This window comes from Nonomuraea sp. K271 (assembly GCF_009908215.1).
GTDB classification, from domain to species: domain Bacteria; phylum Actinomycetota; class Actinomycetes; order Streptosporangiales; family Streptosporangiaceae; genus Nonomuraea; species Nonomuraea longispora.
The window spans coordinates 20,198-41,596 of sequence record NZ_JAAAHR010000073.1; the positions used below are offsets into that span (position 1 = coordinate 20,198).

Here is a 21,399-nt window from a genome sequence, read left to right on the forward strand (position 1 = left end):
CCCGGGCGATGCGCGTACTCACCCGCAGGGAATCCCGCCCCGACCGGAAGATCCTGCGTCCTCGGCACGCCACCCGCTCGAGCCCGGCCCGGCCCACCCGGCCGGCCTCGAGCCGGTCAGCCGCGGCGGACCTCCTGCGCCGGCTGGTGCCGGTGGCCTTCCTCGGCCTCCTCGCCGCGGCCGTCGCGGTGCCCGGGCTGCTCACGTACGCCGACCCGCTGGCCGCCGACCCGCTGAACGCGCTCGCACCGCCCGGCGGCGCCCACTGGTTCGGCAGCGACCACCTCGGCCGCGACGTGCTGGCCAGGGTCGTCCATGGAGCCCGCCACTCCATCAGCATCGGCGTCGCCGCCACCGCTCTGGCCGTCACCTCCGGCGTGCTGCTCGGCCTCGCCGCCGGGCTGTCGCCGAAATGGCTGGACGAGGTGTTGGCCCGCTCGTTCGACGTGCTGTCCACCCTGCCCGAGCTGCTGCTCGCCCTCCTCGTCGTGGCCATCACCGGCCCGGGCACCGGCAACGTCATCTTCGCCATCGCCGTCGCTCAGCTCCCCAACTACGCCCGCGTGATCCGCGCCCAGACCTTCGTCGTCCGCCACTCCGGATACGTCGAGCAGGCGCTCACCTTCGGCCGCTCCCGCCTGGCGATCATCGCCGGGCACGTGCTGCCCAACGTGCTCGGCCCGATCCCCGTGCTGGCCACCATCGGCCTCGGCCAGGCCGTGATCGCCAGCTCCGGGCTCAGCTTCCTCGGTATGGGACCTCAGCCGCCGGCGGCCGAGTGGGGCGCGATGCTCTCCGAAGCCCGCAACTACCTGCGGGTCGCCTGGTGGGAGGCACTCTTTCCGGGCCTGGCGATCACGCTCACCGTCGTCTGCCTGACCGTCGTCGGGCGCCGCCTGCAACGCCGCTTCGAGGGGAGAACATCGTGACGTCGCTGGTGACCGTCGAGGACCTGCGCGTGAGCTTCGGCGATGCCGAGGTCGTACGCGGTGTCTCCCTGTCGATCGCGCCCGGCGAGTGCGTGGCGATCGTCGGCGAGTCCGGTTCCGGCAAGAGCGTCACCGCACGAGCGCTGCTCGGCCTGGCCGGACCCGGCTCGGCCGTGCGGGCCTCGGCGTTCCGCGTCTCCGGCAGGGACGCCCTCGCCTTCACCCCGGGCGACTGGCGGCGGCTGCGCGGCGGGTTCGCCGGACTCGTCCTGCAGGACGCGCTGGTCTCGCTCGACCCGCTGCGTACCGTGGGCGCCGAGATAGCCGAGGTGCTCACCGTCCACGACGTCGTGCCCCGGGCCCGCCGCGCGGACCGGGTGCTGGGGCTGCTCGACGCGGTGGGCATACCGGATCCGGCGACCCGGGTCAGGCAGTACCCCCACCAGCTCTCCGGCGGGCTGCGGCAGCGGGCGCTGATCGCCTCCGCCATCGCCGCCGACCCCGAGCTGATCATCGCCGACGAGCCCACCACCGCACTCGACGTCACCGTTCAGGCCCAGATCCTGCGGCTGCTCGCCGAACGCAAGGCCGCCGGGACCGCGATACTGCTGATCAGCCACGACCTGGCGGTGGTCGCTTCGATCGCAGACCGCATCCTGGTCATGCAGGACGGGCAGGTCGTGGAGGAGGGGCCCGTCCGGGAGGTGCTGGCCGCACCCGCGCACGACCACACCTGCGCGCTGCTGGCCGCCGTGCCGTCCGCCGCCTCCCGCGGCACCCGCCTCACCACCGGTACCCCGCGCACCCGCCCCTCCCTCGGCTCCTCGCTCCAAGTTCTCGCCGGAGCCGGGCTCACCCGCTCCTACGGCCCGCGCCGCGTCGTGGACGACGTCTCCTTCGCCCTCGACCAGGGCGAGACCTTGGGCGTCGTCGGCGAGTCCGGCTCGGGCAAGACCACGCTGGCCCGCCTCGCCCTCGGGCTGCTCGAACCCGACAGCGGCCAGGTCACCCTGCATCAGCGGCCATGGAGCCACCAGCGCGAACGCGCCCGCCGCCCGCTGCGGCCCCGCATCCAGCTCATCTCCCAGAACCCCCTGGACTCCTTCGACCCCCGTGACACCATCGGCCGTCTGATCGCCGAGCCGCTGCGCCTGCCTCGGGCGGAACGCCGGGAACGCGTACACGACCTGCTCGCCCGCGTCGGCCTGCCGCCGGAGACGGCCGCCCGGCATCCCCGTGAGCTGTCCGGCGGCCAGCGCCAGCGCGTCGCCATCGCCCGCGCCCTCGGCCCCCGCCCCGACGTGCTCGTCTGCGACGAACCCGTCTCCGCGCTCGACGTCTCCACCCAGGCCCAGGTCCTTGACCTGCTCGCCGACATCCAGGCCGAGTACGGCACCGCGATGGTGTTCATCTCCCACGACCTGGGCGTCGTCCACCACGTCGCCGACCGTGTCCTGGTCATGAAGGACGGCCGCGTCGCGGAGGCAGGCGACGTCGAGCACGTGTTCACCCGCCCCCGCCACCCCTACACGCGCGCGCTGGTCGCCGCCGTGCCCCGCATGGAAATCTCCACAACATAGGTAGGTTAGGGAAACCGCGGCAGGCGACGGCAACAAGCCGGTCTACGGCGGCACTCCGACGCTATCTGGAGCATCAGCATGTCCACTGTCGCCAGGTCTTCGGCCAGCCGCAGCGGATTCTCCCAGCCCAGGGGATGACCGCCGTGCCCGGCTTGCGCAGCGGTTGCGAGGACAGCGGCATGCGTGTCCCTCCTTAGCCCTGTATTCCTACCCAAGATAGCGGGGAATCGTCGCACTGAGATGTCGAGGGGCTAGCACATGGTGCGGTGGGGCATTTCGCTGCCGCGGGGTGGCAGATCTTGTGCCGTCCGGAGATTAGCCGCTGCTCGCAGGCGGTGAGTGCGTAGCGCAAGGTGGCGCAACCTTACCGTTATCCCACTTTACCTACCCAATTGCTAGGTTATTGCCTGTGTCCAGGTGGTGAGGTGGAAATGGGACAGATGGCGGCCGCGCGGCGCCGTGCTGACCGGGCCAGGCAGGTGGCCGATCTGCTCAGGCGCCAGATCGTGCACGGGATCTTCCCCCACGGCAGGCTGCCGCCGGAGGCGGCGCTGGCGCGTGAGTTCGGCGCCTCGCGTAACACGGTGCGCGACGCGATGCGCCTGCTGCATGAGGAAGGGCTGGTCGAGCGCTGCCCCGGAGTGGGTACCACGGTCGCGGGCGAGAAGTACCCGCACGGCCTGCACCGGCTGCTCGGTCTCGCCGAGACGCTGCACGAGCATGGCCACGTGACCAACCAGGTCAGGACCATGACCGTGATCGAGCCGCCCTCCGCCGTGAGCACCCGGCTCGGGCTGTCCTCGGGCGAGCCGGTCATCTATCTCGAACGGCTCCGCCGTCTCAACGGCCTGCCGCTCTCGCTGGACCTGACCTACCTGGTCCGGGACGTCGGCGAGCCGCTGTTCGACGCCGACCTGGAGAACAACGACATCTTCGTGCTGCTGGAGGGGATCGCCGGCCAGCCGCTCGGCATGGCCGAGCTCACGCTGGAGGCGGTCAACGCCGACCCACATACCGCAGCCGTGCTGGAGGCGCCGCGCGGCGCCGCGCTGCTCATGGTGGAGCGGCTCACCCACCTGGCTGACGGCCGCCCCGTCGACCTGGAGTTCATCCGTTTCCGGGGCGACCGCCTGACCATGCGCGGACACCTGAACCGCGCCACTGACGAGGAGGACCGATGACCCTGATCAACCAGCGGGTCGAGGTGCCCGTGACCATCGATGAGGCGCTGTGCATCGACGGCTGCACGCTCTGCGTCGAGGCCTGCCCACTGGACTCCCTGGCGATCAGCGACGAGACCGGCAAGGCTTACATGTACGTGGACGAGTGCTGGTACTGCGGCCCCTGCGCGGCCAGGTGCCCCGTGGACGCCGTCACCATCAACATCCCCTACCTGCTGCGATGAAAAAGGAAAGCGCCATGCGCGTCGTTCTGGCGGCCCTCGCTCTGCTCGCCGCGGCCGGCTGCTCGGTCGTCGGGGCCGCGGGCGGCGACACGGGCAAGACGAGACTGGTCGTCGGCTACCAGTCGAAGACCATCAACACCGTCACCGCGGGCACGCTGCTGCGCTCGCTCGGCTACCTGGAGAAGCGGCTCGGCGACAAGTACACCGTCGAGTGGCAGGACTACGACACCGGCGCCCCCATCACGGCCAAGATGGTCGCCGGCAAGATCGACATCGGCTCGATGGGCGACTATCCGCTGCTGATCAACGCCTCCCGCACCCAGAACGTCCCCGCCGCCCGTACGGAGCTGATCTCCACCACCGGCTACAACCTGCGCGGCGGACTCAACATGGTCGTCGTCCCGCACGCCTCGAAGGCGGAGACACTGTCCGACCTGAAGGGGACCAAGGTGTCCGCCAGCGTCGGCTCCGCCGGGCACGGCACCCTGGTGCAAGCCCTGGAGAGGGCCGGGGTCACCGGGGTGGAGGTGGTCAACCACCAGCCCGCCGTCGGCGCCTCGCAACTGGAGTCGGGCGGCGTCCAGGCGTACGCGCAGTTCGTGGCCTGGCCCGGCCTGCTCGTCTTCCAGAACAAGGGCCGCCTGCTCTACGACGGCTCCGCGCTGGACGTGCCGACCTTCCACGGCGTGGTGGTGCGTCAGGCGTACGCGAAGGAGCACCCCGACGTGGTCGACGCCTTCCTCAAGGCGCAGATCGACGCCACCCGCTACCTGCACGAGCACCCGCTGGCGGCGGCCGAGTCCGTGGCGAAGTCCACAGGCCTGCCTCCCGAGGTCGTCTACCTCTACAACGGGCCCGGCGGCATCTCCACCTTCGACGTCACGCTCAAGCCGCAGCTCAAGGCAGCGCACGAGCACGACGTGCCGTACCTCAAGCGCATCGGCACCGACTTCGGCGGCGTCGACGTCCCCGCCTTCGTCAACGACTCCTACCTGCGCAAGGCGTACGGCCCGGCGTACGACAAGGATGTGGCCTCCACGGCGAACCCCGCCGCGATCACCGGCACCGACCCCGTGTGCGGCCAAGCGGTCCAGGACCCGAAGACCGCGTCGGAGCTGTGGCTCGACGGCGCCGTCACGACGCAACCTGCGGCCACGCCCACCTGCCTGCTGCGCCAGATCGCCGCCGCCAAGTCCAAGGCGCGCGCCGCCTACGTTCCCGACACCGTCACCGGCACCCGCTGGTTCGCCGACCACGCCGTGTGGCTCCGGGAGGGGGCGAGCTTCCTGCCCTTCACCACGAAGGACGGCGCCGACGCCTACCGGGCCGGCCATCCGAAGGCGGAGCCCGTCACGTACGAGGCCGCGCTCAAGGAAGCCGGCGCATGAGCAGGAGATGGATCATCAGGGCGGCCTCCGTCCTGGCGGCGGCCGGGCTGTGGCAGGCGCTCACCGCCGCAGACGCCCGGCTGTGGCTCAGGTTCGACAGGCTGCCCACCCTCGACGAGATCGCGGGTGAGGCCGTCCGGCAGCTCGTCACTCCGGTCTTCGCGCTGGACCTGCTGCAGAGCCTGATCCGCATTCTCACCGGGTTCGGCCTGGCCACGATCGCGGGCATCGCCGCCGGCGTGGCGCTCGGGAGGTCGCCGCACGCCCGGGACGTGCTACTGCCGCTGCTGGAGGCGGTCCGCCCCATCCCGGCGATCGCGCTCGTCCCGGTGGCGATCCTGATGTTCCCGACCGACGAGCAGGGCATCGTGTTCATCACCTTCGTGGCCGCATTCTTCCCGATCCTGGTCAGCACCCGGCACGCCGTCCGGGCGCTGCCCACCCTGTGGGAGGACGCCGTCAGGACGCTCGGCGGCCGGCGCCTGCACGTGCTCTGGCACGTCTTACTGCCGGGGATCCTGCCGGGGGTGTTCGGCGGGTTGTCGGTCGGCATGGGTGTGTCGTGGATCTGCGTGATCTCGGCAGAGATGATCTCCGGCGAGTACGGGGTCGGATACCGCACGTGGCAGGCGTACACGCTGGTGGACTATCCCGGGGTGATGGTCGGGATGGTCACCATCGGCCTGCTCGGCTGGCTGACATCGGCCGCCGTCGAGCTGATCGGGCGCCGGTTCACCCGCTGGCTGCCCAGGGGAGCGTGACATGACCACACTGGCACCACCCGATCAGGCGCAGGCCGGGCTCGGGTTCACCCTGGAGAGGTTGTCCCTGGGCTACGGCGGCGACCTCGTCGTACGCGAGGTGGACCTGCGGATCGTGCCCGGTGAGGTGCTGGTCGTCGTGGGCGCCTCGGGCTCGGGCAAGTCGACGCTGCTGCGTGCCCTGGCGGGGCTGCTCCCGCCGGCGGGCGGCAGCGTCCACGCTGGCGATGCCGAGATCACCGGCACCTCGGCCGAGCGTGCCATGGTCTTCCAGGACGACGGGCTGCTGCCCTGGCGCAACGTCCAGCGCAACATCGAGCTGCCCCTGCGCATCCGCAAGGTGGGCCGGCGCGAGCGCGCGGCCGCGGCGCAGGAGTGGATCGAGCGGGTCGGCCTCGCCGGGGCCGAGGACAAGCTGCCGCGCGAGCTGTCCGGCGGCATGCGTCAGCGCGTGCAACTCGCCCGCGCCCTGGTGGCCGCGCCCCGCGCGGTGCTGATGGACGAGCCGTTCGGCGCGCTCGACGCCCAGACCCGCGCCCAGATGCAGCGCGTCCTGCTCGCCGTGCTGGGCGACACCCAGGCGACGGTCGTCTTCGTGACGCACGACGTGGACGAGGCGCTGCTGCTCGCCGACCGGATTGCGGTGATCGGCGGCCACGGCGTCCGCGCGGTGTTCGACGCACGCGGGACGGAAGAGCACGCACGCGCCGGGTTGCGCGACAGGATCGTGAAGGAGCTGTAGATGGAGATCCCCTTGATCGAGGACCGCCTGCACCTGGAGTGCGAGGTTCTGGTCGTCGGCGGAGGCACCGCGGGCACGATGGCCGCGATCACCGCGGCGGAGCGGGGCGCGCGCGTCCTGCTGCTGGAGAAGGCGCACGTGCGCCACAGCGGCGCCCTGGCCATGGGCATGGACGGCGTCAACAACGCGGTCATTCCCGGCAAGGCCACGCCCGAGGACTATGTCGCCGAGATCACCAGGGCCAACGACGGGATCGTCAACCAGAAGACGATCTACCAGACCGCCACCAGGGGCCACGACATGGTCCGGCGGCTGGAGCGCTACGGCGTCAAGTTCGAGAAGGACGAGTACGGCGAGTACGCCGTGCGCCGCGTTCACCGCTCGGGCAGTTACGTACTGCCCATGCCGGAGGGCAAGGACGTCAAGAAGGTTCTGTATCGGGTGCTGCGCCGCCGGGACATCCGGGAGAAGGTTCGCATCGAGAACCGGGTGATGCCGGTCAGGGTGCTCACCTCCGGCGGCCGGGCGGTCGGCGTGGCGGGCTTTGACACCAGGTCCGGGGGGTTCGTCACGGTGAGTGCCGGCGCGGTCATCCTCGCCACCGGCGCGTGCGGCCGCCTCGGCCTGCCCGCCAGCGGCTACCTGTACGGGACCTACGAGAACCCGGCCAACGCGGGTGACGGCTACGCCATGGCCTACCACGCGGGTGCCGAGCTCAGCGGCATCGAATGCTTCCAGATCAACCCGCTGATCAAGGACTACAACGGCCCGGCCTGTGCATACGTGGCCAACCCCTTCGGCGGCTACCAGGTCAACAACAAGGGGGAGCGGTTCGTCGACTCCGACTACTGGTCGGGCCAGATGATGGCCGAGGTCGCCGCCGAGATCGCCTCGGCGCGCGGCCCGATCTACCTCAAGCTCACCCACCTGCCGGAGGAGTCGGTCTCGGCGCTGGAGAACATCCTGCACACCACCGAGCGGCCCACCCGCGGCACCTTCCACGCCGGGCGCGGCCACGACTACCGCACCCACGACGTGGAGATGCACATCTCCGAAATCGGCCTGTGCGGCGGCCACTCAGCCTCCGGCGTGTGGGTGGACGAGAACGGGGCGACGACGGTGCCGGGCCTGTACGCGGCCGGCGACCTGGCCTGCGTTCCGCACAACTACATGATCGGCGCGTTCGTCTTCGGCGACCTGGCCGGCGCCCACGCCGCCGCTCACCCCGGCGTGCCCGGCGAGCTGCCCGAGGAGCAGATCGCCGACGCCCACGAGCTGATCCATCGCCCGCTGCGCAACCCCGACGGGCCGCCCCAGCAGCAGGTCGAGTACAAGCTGCGCCGCTTCGTTAACGACTACGTCACCCCGCCCAAGACGGCCGCAAAACTGGACATCGCGCTGGAGTCCTTCGAGCGGATGCGCGAGGAGATCGCGGCGATGGGCGCGCGCACCCCGCACGAGCTCATGCGCTGCGTGGAGGTCGACTTCATCAGGGACTGCGCCGAGATGGCGGCCCGCGCCTCGCTCACCCGTACGGAGAGCCGCTGGGGCCTGTACCACGAGCGGGCCGACCTGCCCACTCGCGACGACGCCACCTGGCTGTTCCACCTGAACCTGCGCAAGCGCGGCGACGGCGCGATGGAATTCGTCAAGCGCCCGGTGGATCCCTACGTGGTGCCCGTGCCCGAGTTCGCCCCTGCCGCCGCCGAACCGGTGCTCCTGGGCGCGCACACCGCCACCACCGTGCGGCGGGCCGCCGCCACACGTGCCGACCGGGCCGCGGTCGGCCGCTCGCCCCGCATCCTGGAGCTGAACCGGCTGGCCGAGGAGCAGCCCACCGCGGCGCAGCTCACTCCCTACCTGTCTGATCCCGACCCCAAGGTCAGGCGGGCCGCCATCGCCACGCTCACGGAGGTCGTCCCCGAGGGCGCGGGAGCAGCGCTGGCCGCCGCGCTCGGCGACACCCACGGCACGGTGCGGCGGGCTGCGGCCACCGCGCTGAAGGAGCTGGTCGAGGTCCTGCCCGCCACTCCCGAACTCGGCGCGGCCCTGGCCGGTCAGCTTGGCGGGCAGGACGCCGTGGTCCGGGCGTGCGCGCTCGACGTCCTGCGCGCCCTTCGGCTCGGCGACCGGCAGACCTTCGCCGCAGGGCTGGCCGACACCGACCGCCGGGTGCGCATCGAGGTGATCCGCGGGCTGGTGTCGCTGGACGAGGCCGACCTCGTGGCCGCGGCCGCCACGGACCCGTCGCGGGAGGTCCGGGTGTGGACGGCCAAAGGGCTGGGCCTCATCGGCAAGCCGTCCGCCGCACTCGCTGCCCTGGCCGCCGACCCTGACCCGCTCGTGCGCGCCGCCGCGCTGGAGGCCTCCGGCGCGACAGGCGCCCCGCTGGAGGCCCAGGCCGCGCAGGCGATCCACGACCCCGACTGGCAGGTACGCGTGGGAGCGGTCCGCTGCATGGCCGCCGCGGATGCGGACGTCGCGTCGGGGCCGCTCGTCGGCGCGCTCGCGGACGCCAACCTCGACGTACGCAAGGCGGCCGTGCTCGCACTGTCGCCCTGGGCGGGTCGGCCCGAGGTGGCCGCCGCACTGCGTGCCGCCCTGTCGGACCCGGACGCCGACGTCCGCGCCCACGCCCGCAGCGCGATCGCTGGCGGGAGCGGATCCCGCGCTGCGGGAGCGTATCCGGAGGACCGGCGTTGACGGACCGGTCATGCCCGATGACCGGCGCCTTCATGCCCGCCACGAAGCCGGGTCACGTTGATCAGAGGCGGAAGGGCGTGTTGGAGGCCATGCCCCAGCCCTGCGCGTAGTGGACATCGCCTGCGGCCGCCGATCAACAAGGCGTTCATCTTGGCTTCCCCGATCTCGTGGAGAAGCCGACGATCACCGCCTGGGCCGAGCTGCTGGGACGATCGTCATGACGGGGACTCCGTGGCGCCTCGGACCAGACTTCCGGCATCGAGTGGCCGCGTTGGTGGAACCCGAGCGCGGGGGCGCGTGCGGCCGGCGTCGGGACGGTGCGTGGGCCGTAGCCTGATACCCAGTAGCCTGCGGCCATGACTGGGATCCTGAGGCTGACGCCCGATGATGCGTTGGCGATGCTGCTGGAGGGCAACCAGCGCTTCGTCGCCGGTACGCCGGAGCACCCCAACCAAGATGCCGCCCGCCGCGCCGAGACCGCGCCGGCGCAGAGCCCGTTCGCGGTGCTGTTCGGATGCTCCGATTCCCGGCTGGCCGCCGAGATCATCTTCGACCGGGGCCTGGGTGATCTGTTCGTGGTCCGCACGGCCGGGCACGTGGCCGGCACCGAGGTGCTGGGCAGCATCGAGTTCGGGGTGAGCGTGCTGGGCTGCCCCCTGGTCGTGGTCCTGGGCCATGAGTCGTGCGGAGCCATCGCGGCGGCCTGCGCCGCCGCCGACGGCGGCAGCACCCCGGCCGGGTTCGTCCGTGACGTCGTCGAGCGGGTGATGCCGAGCGTGCTGGCGGCCCGCGCCGCCGGACACGATCAGGGCGACCAGATCCTGCATGAGCACATCCGGCACAGCGCAGGCCTGCTGCTGGAGCGCTCGCGCGTGCTGGCCGAGCGGGTGGCCGATGGCCGCCTGGCGGTGGTGGGCCTGTCGTATCGGCTGGCTGATGGCAGTGCGCGGCTGGTCGCAGCGCATGGCCTGAGCATGGCTGCGGTCTAGACACGCGTGCGGGTGGCGGCCCGGATTGCCTGGGCGAGCACGGCATTGCACGTGCTCGGGCAGGAGGGCTGGGCCCCGAATGGGTGGTGGCGCTGCCGGCTGCTCCACCTTGCGCGGGCGGGGCACCGGAGCGTCATTGATCACGGTCGCGTCGCTGCGCACGGAATGCGGCGGCAAACAGCAGTGGAAGGATGGCGAGGATGACGGCAAGACCAGGTGACATCGACAGTGCGGCCGTGGACAGGGCGGCCATCGACAGGGCGGCCGGGGTGCTGCGCGGCGGAGGTCTGGTGGCCTTCCCGACCGAGACCGTCTATGGGCTGGGTGCCAACGCCGCCGACGGCGCCGCCGTCACGCGCGTCTTCCAGGCCAAGGGGCGTCCGCCCTCCCACCCGCTGATCGTCCACCTCGCCGACGCGGAGCAGCTGGGCGGCTGGGTGGCGGACGTGTCCGCCCCCGCGCGGCTGCTGGCCGAGCGGTTCTGGCCGGGGCCGTTGACGCTGGTGCTGCGGCGCGGCGGCCGGGTGCCCCTGGAGACGACCGGCGGCCTGGAGACGGTGGCCGTGCGCGTGCCCGCCCATCCTGTCGCGCTCGCGCTGCTGGCGGCCTTCGGCGGCGGCATCGCGGCCCCGTCCGCCAACCGCTTCGGCTCGGTCAGCCCCACCACGGCCGGCCACGTCCGCGCCGAACTCGGCGACGCCGTCGACGTCGTGCTGGACGGCGGGTGCTGCCAGGTCGGTGTCGAGTCGACCATCGTCGACGCCACGGGCGAGGCCCTGAGCATCCTGCGGCCCGGTGGAGTGACGCGCGAAGACCTGCAAGCGGCACTGGGGCGCCCGCTCGCGGTCCCCGCGACAAGCCACATCCGGGTGCCCGGCCAGCATCCCTCGCACTACGCGCCGCGGGCCCGGGTCGTCCTGGTCGAGCCCGACAAGGTGATCGCCGAAGCGGAACGTGCGCAGGAATCGGGGCGCCAGGTGGGCGTCCTGATTCCTCCCGCCTTCGCCGACGCCGAGGTGAAAGCGCACGCCGTGGTGGCGCTGCCCGCGTCGATGCCCGCCTACGCGCGCGAGCTGTACGCCTTCTTGCGCGAACTCGACCAGCGAGGCTGCGACCTCATCATCGCGTCCCCGCCGGCGGAGCAGGGGATGGGAGCCGCGATCGCCAACCGCCTGCGCCGGGCCGCAGGACCTCGGCCCGCCGTGTGAGCGGCACCGCCGCCCCTCTGTATGACAATGACCGGCTGGGCAGACGTAGACGGGGTGTCGGGACTCTACTCACGAGTACCAGCGCTAAGCCCGGGTGGATCCCGCGTGGACGGCCTCCAATCCCGGTCCGGCGTGGATATCCAACAGGCGTTGGTATCCACGCCACGAGGGCGCGCCGGGAGGAGCGCCGAGTCCGGCCCAGGCGTTCATCGTCCTTGTCCTGCGCCCCCATACGCGGGCAATACGGGACCCGTGCTCTGCCACAACCCGGAGCCATGGCTGTTAACCAAGCGCACGAGTCGCTGCCGGACGGGTCCCGGATATTCGTAGCGGGCCACCGCGGTATGGTCCGATCCGCCGTCGCCCGTCGCCCGTCGCCCGTCGCCCGTCGCCCGTCGCCCGTCGCCCGTCGCCCGTCGCCCGTCGCCCGTCGCCCGTCGCCCGTCGCCTGAACGCCGACGGTTTCGGGGTAGTCAGTGGGGGCCGTGACCAACTGGACCTGCGAGACGCGGCTCGCACGCAGGTGTGTCCGCGGGATGCGCGCCCGCAAGCGGTGGTGCTCGTCTTGAATGGCTTCGGATCGGAAACCGGGGCGCCACGCGGGGTCAACCGTCCGGGCGTGAGCTGGTGACACTTCGGACATCGCGGCGGGCGTCGCGGCGGTTGGCGTGCACACTGGTGATCGTGACGGTCGTCAGGACCACGATGATGACGCCGAGTGAGACCAGGGTGGGGATGTCTGGGACCGCAGGCCAGATGCCGTGCGCCCAGTGCAGGAGGAGTTTGACCCCGATGAAACCGAGAATGACGCCGAGCCCGTGGTTGAGGTGCCGTAGCTTCTCCAGCACGCCCAGCAGCACGAAGTACAGCGCTCGCAGGCCCAGCAGGGCGAAGGCGTTGGTGGCGAAGACGAGGAAGGGGTCTTCGGTCACGCCGTACACCGCGGGCACCGAGTCAACCGCGAAGACGATGTCGGTGGCGAACACGGCCACGATGGCCAGCGCCAGCGGGGTCAGGGCGCGTCGGCCCTGCTCGTGGACCATCAGGCGAGGGCCGCGGTAGTCGCCGGTGACCGGCATGAAGCGCCGCAGCAGGCGGACCGAGCGCATCGAGGAGATGTCCACCTCCTTCTCCTTGCCGCTTGGCGCGTCGGCGAGGATCTTCCCCGCGGTGACGATCAGGATCGCGCCGAACAGCAGGAACGCCCAGGTACCTCTCTGCAGCGCTGCCGCGCCCAAGGCTATGAAGACCGCGCGCAGCGCCAGTGCCCCGATGATGCCGTACAGCAGCACGCGCTGGGCCAGCTCGCGGGGCACCGCGAAGGCCGACAGCAGCAGCATGAACACGAACAGGTTGTCCACCGACAGCGACTTCTCCACCACGTACCCGGTGTAGAACTCCACCGACGCCTGCGATCCGAACGCACGCCACACATAGACGCCGAACAGCAGAGGAAGCGCCAGGTACAAGACCGACCAGCCGACCGCCTCCCGCATCCGCACCTCATGCGGCCGCCGCGTCACGAGGAAATCCGCGCCCAGCAGCAGCGCGAGGCAGCCAACGGTGATTGCCCACAGCTGCGGCGATCCGATCGTCTCCAGCGGAGCAGCCGTCATCAGACTGGTGGGGGCGGGCATGGAACCTCCTCGAACGCGACAGGGCTGTCCGAGGTCTCCTTCACCCACGACCGTGCGGGGCGGCCGCCCGGGGACGAGGTCACGCCCGTACTGACCGGGCCGGCTCTTGGGAAGTACTCCCCTCGCCCTTCCAGGCTAGGCGAACCCCCTGGTCAGCTCCACTTCGGCGGCTCCCATGGTGATCGTCAAGCGTTTGACCGGCGCCGCGAGCCGGGCCGATAGTGGAAGGAGCACGCAAGGGGAGTACCCGCCATCCGGCATCCCGGTCGTCATCACGGTCTGCACGCCTGGACAGGCCCGGCGGGATGGCCCTCTGCCATCTTGCTCGCGGCCTGGCCGACGCGGCTGCAGAGGCGGAGGGTGCGGGAAGACCTTCGTCCTCATGGCCGCATCTCCAGGCGAGGCCGGGGGGGGTCCTTATGTCGATCGGCGTGCTGCTTGAGATTTTGGTGGGTATCCTACTGATCTTTTCAGTGATCATCAGCGCCGCTGCGCTGTGGGTTCCACCGCGACGGTCCCACGCCGCCGTCCGCCGCCGCGCCGCCTCCCGCAGCCAGCCTGTCGAGGACCGCCCGGATTGGCCGGGAAGGCGTGGCTGAGAAGAACTCCGAGCCTGTCAACCTGGCGAAGTGCCCACCGGACCGCCAGCAGTCGGGGGCGGGAACCTCTGCAGCTACTGACGCGAGAAGATAACCCTGGTCACAACAGCACACACTTCGCGCCAGAGCCGTAAAAGTCCCCACAGATGGCCGGTTAGTGCGGTTCGCCAGCAACCAGTGCGGCGCGACCACGCTGCGATGCTGGCTGAGTGCTTCGAGACGCTCGGCGGAGTGCCCAAGGCAGTGCTGGCTGACCGGATGGGTTGCCTGAAGGCCGGTGTGGTGGCCTATAAGGTCATCCCCACCGGCGACTATGTGCGTTTCGCCACGCACTACGCCTTCCGGCCGGACTGGTGCGAGGGGGCCGATCCGGAATCGAAGCCTGCTAGCAGCCGTCGCCACAGAAGGCTCGCACCTGTCGGTTGGGCGATTCGAGGGCATCCCGAGACCGGATGGGCAGGAGGTGACTCATCGGACAAAATGCCAGCTCGATGGTCCCTGCTCGGGGAGGCTGAAAGTGGTGAAGGTCTGTCAATCCCCATATCTCAGGCCAGATCGAAATTGGGACGAACCCCGACAATCAATCATCAGATGCCCACTCAAAACTGGCTCTCCCTCAGCCAGCGGGGACCGTCTCGCCGAGGAATCGGATCAGCAAGTCAGTTACCACCGCAGGTCGCTCCAGGCTGGGCAGGTGGCCAGCCCAGGGCAGTTCGAGGTGGCGGGCGCCGGCGATTCGTTCCGGCAGGCCGACGGCGATCTCTCGGAAGTCAGCGAGATCGTGCGCTCCCGACACAGCCAGGCAAGGGGCTGTGATCCGCGCCAGGTCGACCGGCGCGGCGGTCGAGGCGAACTTTGCTGCCGCATGCGTCTCGACCGCATGCCGGTACATCTGCCGGACCTGTTCCCGAACTTCTCCGCTGGCTTCAGGGCCCAGCCACGTCATGACGTTCAACTCGACGGCCCCAGCGATGTTGCCCGCCGCCAACAGCGCGTTCTTCCGCTCGGTGAACGACTGCAGTTCAGGGCCCGGCACGTGTCCAGGCATCGCGGAACAGAGCAATGCCACGGCAGTGACCGCCTCCGGCCGTGTCGCCGCCACCTCCAGCGCGATCTCGCCGCCGTGGGAGGACCCGACCAGGGCAACTCGTTTGAGGCCCAGATGGTCCAGGAGGTCGGCGACGTCTGCGGCATCGCGGTACGGCCGGTCCGCCACCGGGGAGTCGCCAAACCCCCGGAAGTCGCACCACACCACGTAATAGCCCGCGTCACGCAGGGCCGGCCATTGCGGGGCCCACATGTGCCGATCGCACACCGCCGAATGCAGCAGCACCAGAGCAGGACCATCCCCCGACGAATCGTAACAGAGAGTCATCTAGTGCACGGTAGCCGGACCGGCCCCGATGGACTACCGACACGCTGACACGAGCAGCTCCTCAGCGCCGAGCCATTAGCCCGTCATTTATCCAGCTTGATACGGATTCGTGGCCCCACTTTGCGGTGGGCATATCGAACCCACAAGCGGTGCGATGCCCGCTCCGTCGTCGAGTACCTCGAGCACGGCCTCGCTGTTGCGTCGCTCGGTGACGATGACGGTGCTGTCGGCATGCCGCTCGGCGTTGTCCAGCAGGTTGGTGAGCATGCGGGCGAGCCTGTGCCGGTCGCCCGTGACGACCACTCCGGGTTGCGGGCTGGAGACGATCTTCTTTGAGCGCGGTCCGGTGGTTTCGGAGGTGACCAGTTCGGCCAGGTCGACGGGCTCGCGCTGCCCGGGTTCGCTCGCGTCGAGCTTGGTCAGCGTCTGCAGGTCGGTGAAGATGTTCTGGAGCCGGTCGAGGCTGGCCATCAGTTGCTGGCCGGTCTGGCGCCAGTTGGTCTCGTTGGGAGCGTTGTGCAGGGCGGCCTCGAACTCGGCGCGCATGGCCCGCCCACGTCTTCTCCCTATAGCGGCGCAGGGCCTGTCAAGGCGTCAGCCCCAGGTCACGCAGTTGCGCGGGCCGCGGCGGCCGATCAGCGGTCCATCACTGTGGCGCACTGGTCGGGGGTGAACACGGAGTGCCGGTAGGTCACCGAGTTGCGCCGAAGTGCCGCCCAGCTTGGAGAAGAGACGGTAGAGGTGGGTGCCGACGGTGGGCTGGGCCAGGTGGAGCGTTGATCGATCTCGCGGTTGGACACCAGCAAGTCTGCGGCGGCCAGGCGTGCGATCGTGCACGGATGAGATTGCGGTAGGGGCCAATGTTCCCGGGCGCCGCGGTCAGCTCTGGACGATCACGGTGAGGACGGTCTTGCCGGTGGCGCTTCCGCTGTCGATGTACCGGTGCGCCTCGGTGGCCTGTGCCAGCGGCAGTTCCCGGGACACGCTGATTTTCAGTTGCCCGGAGTCGGCCAGCTCGGCCAGGTGTTCCAGGCCGCGGTAGTCGGGCTCGACGATGAGGGGCGCCACCCGCAGGCCGCGCTCGGCCGCCTCCTGCGAGACGTCCAGCCCGCGCGGCAGCGGGATGAGCAGTCCCCCTTCGGCCAGCACCTCCAGCGAACGGCGGCGGGTCTCGCCACCGACGAGGTCGAGCACCACGTCCACGGCCTCGACGGCCTCCTCGAACGCGACGGCCGTGTAGTCGACAACCTCATCGGCTCCCAGTGAACGCACGAAGTCGTGTTTGGCGGCGCGGGCGGTGCCGATCACGTACGCGCCCCGCGCCTTGGCGATCTGCACCGCCAGATGGCCGACACCGCCCGCCGCCGCGTGAATCAGCACGCACATGCCGGGTCCCACCTGAGCGGTGTCGACCAGGGACTGCCAGGCGGTCAGTCCCGCCAGCGGCAGCGCCGCCGCCTCCGCGTGCGACAGGCGCGCGGGCTTGCGGGCGACCTGCCGCGAGCGCACCGCGACGAACTCGGCGTACGTGCCGGCACGGTGCGGGAAGTTCGGCATGCCGTACACCTCATCGCCCGGCTGGAAGCGGGTCACGCCGTAGCCGATCTCCGCCACCACACCCGACAGGTCCCAGCCGGGGATGAACGGCGGCCGGCCCACTTGGGGGGCGAAGCCGCCGCCGGCGCGGGTCTTGCCGTCGATCGGGTTGACCCCGGCGGCATACACCCGTACCAGCACCTCGGTGACCCCCGGCTCGGGCCGGGAAACCTCAGTGAGCTGCAGCACCTCCGGCCCGCCGTAGGCGTGCTGGAGGATCGCCCGCATGGTCGCCGTCATGACGTACTCCTTCTTCGGCCCTTCGGCCGAGCCGAATCGAGGTGCGGGTGGCGATCCCGCACCGGCCCGCTTCCGATCGGTGTGGGGGAAGTGGCAGGGCTCAGCCGCCATTGATGTCGCCCAGCCCGGACGCCCGGTGCCGATCGTCCACCCGCATGGACCAAGAATTCCACGGGAGCGTGGACACACCCCCGCCATATCCTCCGTGTCTCGGGAAGTGACTCTCCCGGGTGAGCCCAGCATTCCGAACGTTGCCGAAGGCCCCGCCTCGGGCCGTGACACACGGGAATCAGGCGGTCCGGGTGGGCGCGGATTCACTCACCGCGCTGGCTTCCTTCGCCCGCAACCTCCGCCGGGATCTCGACGTTGTCCGCAACGGCCTGACACTGCCTCACAGCTCGGGCCCTGTCGAAGGGCACGTCAATTACTCGCCCATTACGCCGAGTCCGAGCGGCACACCCCACATCACCCCGAGTCCCGAGGCTGAGAATCAAGGTAGCCCGCGGCCTGGAGGGTGAAGAGCTCGGCGTAGCGCCCACTCGCGGACATCAGCTGGTCGTGCGTGCCGTGCTCGGCCACCTGGCCGCCATCGAGTACGTAAATGTGGTCGGCCATCCGTACGGTGGCGAAGCGGTGCGAGATGAGCAGCACCGTGCGCCCGGCCAGCAGGGTGCGCAGCTGCTCGAAGAGCAGGTGTTCGGCCCGAGCGTCGAGGGTGGCGGTAGGCTCGTCCAGAATGATGAACGGGGCCTCCCGGAAGAAAGCACGCGCCAGGGCGACACGCTGCCACTGCCCACCGGAAAGGTCGATGCCGCCGGCGAACTCGGGTCCCAGCAGCGACTCATATCCCTGGGGCAGCGCGGCGAGGAAATCGTGGGCACCGGCCGCCCTGGTCGCCTGCGTCACGGCGGCACGATCGTCAGCCTTCTCCCAGCGGCCCATCCCGACGTTGTCGGTGGCCGAGAGCAGGTAACGCTGGAAGTCCTGGAACAGTACCGCGATCGAATGGCGCAGCCGATCTGGGTCGGCTGCGGTCACATCGACGTCGTCGTACAGGATTCGCCCGGACTGCGGCCGATAGAGGTGCGACAGCAGTTTTGCCAAAGTGGTCTTCCCCGAGCCATTCTCACCGACCAGGGCGACGACCTGGCCGACGCCGATCTCCATGCTGACATTTCGCAGCACGGGGTGTCGGCCCGACGGGTAGCGGAAAGTCAAGTTCTCGACCCGGAGCCGCCTGAAGCCGACCGGCTCCGGTACTGCCTGCGGGGCCTGCGGAGCCTTCCCGAGTTGCGGAAGGTTCGGCGACTGCGGGGGCAGTGATGATCCGGGGGCAAACGCGACGAATCCCTGCAGATCCTGCAGGAACGGAGCCGCCTCGAAGAGCTGGTCGGTCCCCGCAGCGGCGCCACGCAGCCGTACGCCGAGCAACAGGATCGCCGTGGCGGCGGCACCGGCGTCGGCAACGGCCATCCCACCTGTCACAGCCATTGCCAGCACCAGGCCCAGAACCGATCCCAGCGCGACGCCGCTGGTGAGGCGGGCCAGTATGGTGATCCGCAGCCGCCGCCACGCGGTCACCCTGATCTCGGCCAAGCGCTCGTCGGTGCGCCGTTCCCACCGTGATCGCAGATAGCCGGCTAAGCCGAAGGCGCGGACCTCCTTCGCGGCACGGCGGGTGGTCAGGACGTCGAGCAGGTAGCTGCGTTCGCGTTCGGCGGGTGTAAGCCGAAACAGCGCGTCGAAGAGCACCCGTCCACTTTTGAGGCCCGCGAACCACAGCGGCACCCCTGCGAGAAGGGTGGCCGGGACCAGCAGGGGCTCGATGGCGGCCAAGGCGAGTGCGATCCCCACAGTGCTCATCGCCGCGCTGGTCAGCGCGGCGAGCCCCTGGGTGAGTTGGTGCGGGCGGATCCGGGCGCTCATCGAGGCGCGTTCCAGCCGGTTGTGAAACTCGGGGCGCTCGAACTGCTCCAGCTCGATGGTGCAGGCGACGTCCAGGACGCGTCCCAGAGCGTAGCGGTTCAGCTGCTCGCTGAGGACGTCGTCGCGGGAGGTCGCCACGGCGGTGGCGAGGCCGATGACGCCGAGCAGGCCGAGGATCAGTGCGCCCTGTAGCAGCATCCCGGCCAGCGACAATCCCGCTTCCGCCACCAGAAGCTTGTCCAGCAGGTCACGGCCACCGAGGATGGGCAACACCAGACCAAGTCCGCCAACCGCCTGCAGCGCTGTGATCAGAAGGAACTCACGGCGGGCCGCGGCCAAGGTGAGCTTGAGCGCGCCGCCCAGGAGCCCCGGGAGCCGCCGCATTTCGACCTGCGGCGGCTCCGTGAACCCAGCCGCGGTGACCGGCGAAAGCGCGGGATCGCTCATTCAGTAGCCGACCTGTTTCACCTCGCCGCGCTGGAAAGGCCCTCCCTCCATCAGGAGATCGGATATGCAGTCGCTCATCGGGAGTTCCAGGTCATTCTGCATCCACATGAACTGGCCGGTGGGATTGGCCTCCAGGAAGACGTATTCACCATCTGGTGTAACGATGAAATCCAGTGCGCCATAAACGATTCCGAGTCCGTCCAACAATGCCTGTGTCTGCTTGACGATCTGCTCGGGAAGCGGCCGATAGTCGCCGTAGTGCATTTGATCCTGCGCGGCCCGCCAGTCGACATGGGTCGTCTCATTGCGCTGCGAGTCGATCGTCACGGGGAAATAAGTGTTCCCGATGACGGTGAGCCGCACCTCGTACGCCTTTTCGATGTACTCCTGGAACTGGCACATCGTATGGCGCACCCGGCCCAGATGCTCATGGATCTCATCACCGACCACGGTGGTGAGCAATCCGGACGGAAAGGCGCCGGGATAGTGGATCACGCCCCCGCTCAAGGATTTGTAGACCAGTTTCCCTTCATCGCCTTCCAGCACCTTGGCGACCTCGTCCGGGTCATTAGTCAGCAGTGTCCGGGGCACCCGTATTCCGAACTTCTTCGCCATCGCGAGTTGGTACGGCTTGAGATCGGCGACCGCGTCGACATCGGGACGGTTGATCCACAGGCAGTCGGTTGCGCGGAGGATCCCGCCGACGCCGTGCAGTGCCTCGTAGTGGGCGAACTGCCGCTCAGACTCCCCCATCTCGTCGCCGAACTCGAACGTGGTGGGCCGGCGGTACCAGACGCCGGACATCGCGCTGAGGTCGAGTTCGGAGTCGCGGTGTCTGAGCACCTGCCGCCCGCCCTCGAAGTCGGAGGTGGTGAAACTGAGCTTTTGTGGAAAGTAGCTGATGTCGACCCGGACGACCCTCGCCCCTTTTGACTTGAGGCTCCGGACGACCGGGTCGACGGTGGGATCGAAGTCCTGCGTGAGTATCAGGACCTCAGGTGATCGTACGGCCATGTCTCAGGCGCAGATGTCGTCGAGGATGTGATCAATATTCGGGTAATTCGTCGAGGTGTACGAGCTGTATCCGGCTGTGATGTCCCCCTCCGGGGCAACCCACGTCTGGGATTCAGGGTCGTAGTGACCGGCCTGGGGGTCTGGGCCAGGGGCGACGACCGGATTCCACAGCTCGGCGTAGGCGTAGGCGAACGGCTGCTCGTCGCCCTCAGGTCCCGGTATCAATGACGGGTCGATGTTGGCGTGGGCCGGGGACAGGAAGGAACGGCTGGTACGGATCGGGGTCTGGGCGATGACGTTGGACATGGGCCACCTTTTCGTGTCTCGCACCGACTACGGGGATTGTTATCTCAATGTGGTTGGTTCAGTGATTCCAGTGAGCCCTGACACCTCTCCGGAGAAGGACCAGACCAGATGGGTCGCGTCGTAATGGCCGACGGCCAGCCTCAGTTCGTTTTCCGGCTCGAATTCGGAGCCGATTTCGTACAGATACGCGAGCGGCGCCGCACGGCTCGCCTTGCAGCGCGCACGCGACCTCGTCGGCTTAGCAGGAACGACGAGATAGCCGCCGTGCACCTCTGGACGGTCGAGTCGTAGAAACGTCGGCCAGCGATACAATTCAGCCTCGCGTCTGATCATGCCTCCCGAAGATCACTGAATTTCCTGAGAAAGATGACACAGATAATGCATGTCTGTCAATGGCCATCAAGCCTTGGCCCTGACACAAAGCTTGTGGTGTGGTCACCGACGGTGTTGTGACGCTGATGACCGCAGAGGATGATTTCGGAGAAGATCGAAACGACAAGACCTCGCGGTCTGGCACGACCTCGGACACCGACGGGCGGGTGCTGGGCGGGGAC

General features: G+C 69.5%; 18 protein-coding genes and 1 pseudogene. 11 read left to right on the plus strand and 8 right to left on the minus strand.

Going from position 1 to position 21,399, the window contains the following annotated elements; all coding sequences use genetic code 11:
- Positions 1-8 precede the first annotated feature (8 nt).
- The 10 genes from GUY59_RS24385 to GUY59_RS24430 all read left to right on the plus strand — a co-directional run bounded on the left by GUY59_RS24385 (position 9) and on the right by GUY59_RS24430 (position 11,705).
- Entirely contained in the window at positions 9-929 is a 921-nt protein-coding gene (locus tag GUY59_RS24385; protein WP_138202303.1) for an ABC transporter permease, read from the plus strand.
- Positions 926-2,509 (plus strand): ABC transporter ATP-binding protein, encoded by a 1,584-nt coding sequence (locus GUY59_RS24390; protein ID WP_330849201.1) that lies wholly within the window; start codon positions 926-928, stop codon positions 2,507-2,509. Before GUY59_RS24385 ends, GUY59_RS24390 begins: the two co-directional genes overlap by 4 nt.
- A gap of 431 nt (positions 2,510-2,940) precedes the next feature.
- Positions 2,941-3,690, plus strand: coding sequence for a GntR family transcriptional regulator (locus GUY59_RS24395; protein WP_138202321.1), 750 nt, complete (start codon positions 2,941-2,943; stop codon positions 3,688-3,690).
- Positions 3,687-3,914 carry a 4Fe-4S dicluster domain-containing protein gene (locus GUY59_RS24400; RefSeq protein ID WP_138202304.1) on the plus strand — a complete coding sequence of 76 codons (228 nt, stop codon included), beginning with the start codon at positions 3,687-3,689 and terminating at the stop codon, positions 3,912-3,914. Before GUY59_RS24395 ends, GUY59_RS24400 begins: the two co-directional genes overlap by 4 nt.
- 14 nt (positions 3,915-3,928) lie before the next feature.
- Entirely contained in the window at positions 3,929-5,302 is a 1,374-nt protein-coding gene (locus GUY59_RS24405; RefSeq protein ID WP_201761282.1) for an ABC transporter substrate-binding protein, read from the plus strand.
- Positions 5,299-6,063, plus strand: a complete 765-nt coding sequence (locus GUY59_RS24410) for an ABC transporter permease (protein ID WP_138202306.1) — start codon at positions 5,299-5,301, stop codon at positions 6,061-6,063. The genes GUY59_RS24405 and GUY59_RS24410 overlap by 4 nt, the downstream gene beginning before the upstream one ends.
- Position 6,064: 1 nt before the next feature.
- Positions 6,065-6,805: an ABC transporter ATP-binding protein gene (locus GUY59_RS24415; RefSeq protein ID WP_138202307.1), complete on the plus strand. Its 741-nt coding sequence runs from the start codon at positions 6,065-6,067 to the stop codon at positions 6,803-6,805.
- Positions 6,806-9,508 carry a fumarate reductase/succinate dehydrogenase flavoprotein subunit gene (locus GUY59_RS24420; RefSeq protein ID WP_138202308.1) on the plus strand — a complete coding sequence of 901 codons (2,703 nt, stop codon included), beginning with the start codon at positions 6,806-6,808 and terminating at the stop codon, positions 9,506-9,508.
- A 356-nt stretch (positions 9,509-9,864) separates the two neighbouring features.
- Positions 9,865-10,497, plus strand: a complete 633-nt coding sequence (locus tag GUY59_RS24425; RefSeq protein WP_138202309.1) for a carbonic anhydrase — start codon at positions 9,865-9,867, stop codon at positions 10,495-10,497.
- Positions 10,498-10,697: 200 nt separating this feature from the next.
- Positions 10,698-11,705 carry an L-threonylcarbamoyladenylate synthase gene (locus tag GUY59_RS24430; RefSeq protein WP_171055446.1) on the plus strand — a complete coding sequence of 336 codons (1,008 nt, stop codon included), beginning with the start codon at positions 10,698-10,700 and terminating at the stop codon, positions 11,703-11,705.
- A 605-nt stretch (positions 11,706-12,310) separates the two neighbouring features.
- On the opposite strand, the gene GUY59_RS24435 is transcribed toward GUY59_RS24430, so the two are convergent.
- Complete coding sequence (locus tag GUY59_RS24435; RefSeq protein WP_138202311.1) at positions 12,311-13,342, minus strand: TerC family protein; 1,032 nt, start codon at positions 13,340-13,342, stop codon at positions 12,311-12,313.
- A 750-nt stretch (positions 13,343-14,092) separates the two neighbouring features.
- Between GUY59_RS24435 and GUY59_RS48920 the strand changes: the two are divergent.
- Positions 14,093-14,322, plus strand: a pseudogene (locus tag GUY59_RS48920) (IS21 family transposase); the annotation flags it as partial.
- Between the two features lie 235 nt (positions 14,323-14,557).
- Here GUY59_RS48920 and GUY59_RS24440 read toward each other — a convergent pair.
- The 7 genes from GUY59_RS24440 to GUY59_RS24475 all read right to left on the minus strand — a co-directional run bounded on the left by GUY59_RS24440 (position 14,558) and on the right by GUY59_RS24475 (position 21,178).
- On the minus strand, positions 14,558-15,316 hold the full coding sequence (locus GUY59_RS24440) for an alpha/beta fold hydrolase (protein ID WP_138202312.1): 759 nt from the start codon (positions 15,314-15,316) through the stop codon (positions 14,558-14,560).
- A gap of 87 nt (positions 15,317-15,403) precedes the next feature.
- Positions 15,404-15,862 (minus strand): ATP-binding protein, encoded by a 459-nt coding sequence (locus GUY59_RS24445; RefSeq protein WP_138202313.1) that lies wholly within the window; start codon positions 15,860-15,862, stop codon positions 15,404-15,406.
- 333 nt (positions 15,863-16,195) lie between these two features.
- Positions 16,196-17,152 carry an NADP-dependent oxidoreductase gene (locus GUY59_RS24450; protein WP_201761283.1) on the minus strand — a complete coding sequence of 319 codons (957 nt, stop codon included), beginning with the start codon at positions 17,150-17,152 and terminating at the stop codon, positions 16,196-16,198.
- A 465-nt stretch (positions 17,153-17,617) separates the two neighbouring features.
- On the minus strand, positions 17,618-19,525 hold the full coding sequence (locus GUY59_RS24460; RefSeq protein ID WP_138202315.1) for an ABC transporter ATP-binding protein: 1,908 nt from the start codon (positions 19,523-19,525) through the stop codon (positions 17,618-17,620).
- Positions 19,526-20,539, minus strand: a complete 1,014-nt coding sequence (locus GUY59_RS24465) for an MvdC/MvdD family ATP grasp protein (RefSeq protein WP_138202316.1) — start codon at positions 20,537-20,539, stop codon at positions 19,526-19,528.
- A 3-nt stretch (positions 20,540-20,542) separates the two neighbouring features.
- Positions 20,543-20,845, minus strand: coding sequence for a hypothetical protein (locus GUY59_RS24470; RefSeq protein ID WP_138202317.1), 303 nt, complete (start codon positions 20,843-20,845; stop codon positions 20,543-20,545).
- A gap of 39 nt (positions 20,846-20,884) precedes the next feature.
- Positions 20,885-21,178, minus strand: coding sequence for a hypothetical protein (locus tag GUY59_RS24475; protein WP_138202318.1), 294 nt, complete (start codon positions 21,176-21,178; stop codon positions 20,885-20,887).
- Between the last annotated feature and the right edge of the window lie 221 nt (positions 21,179-21,399).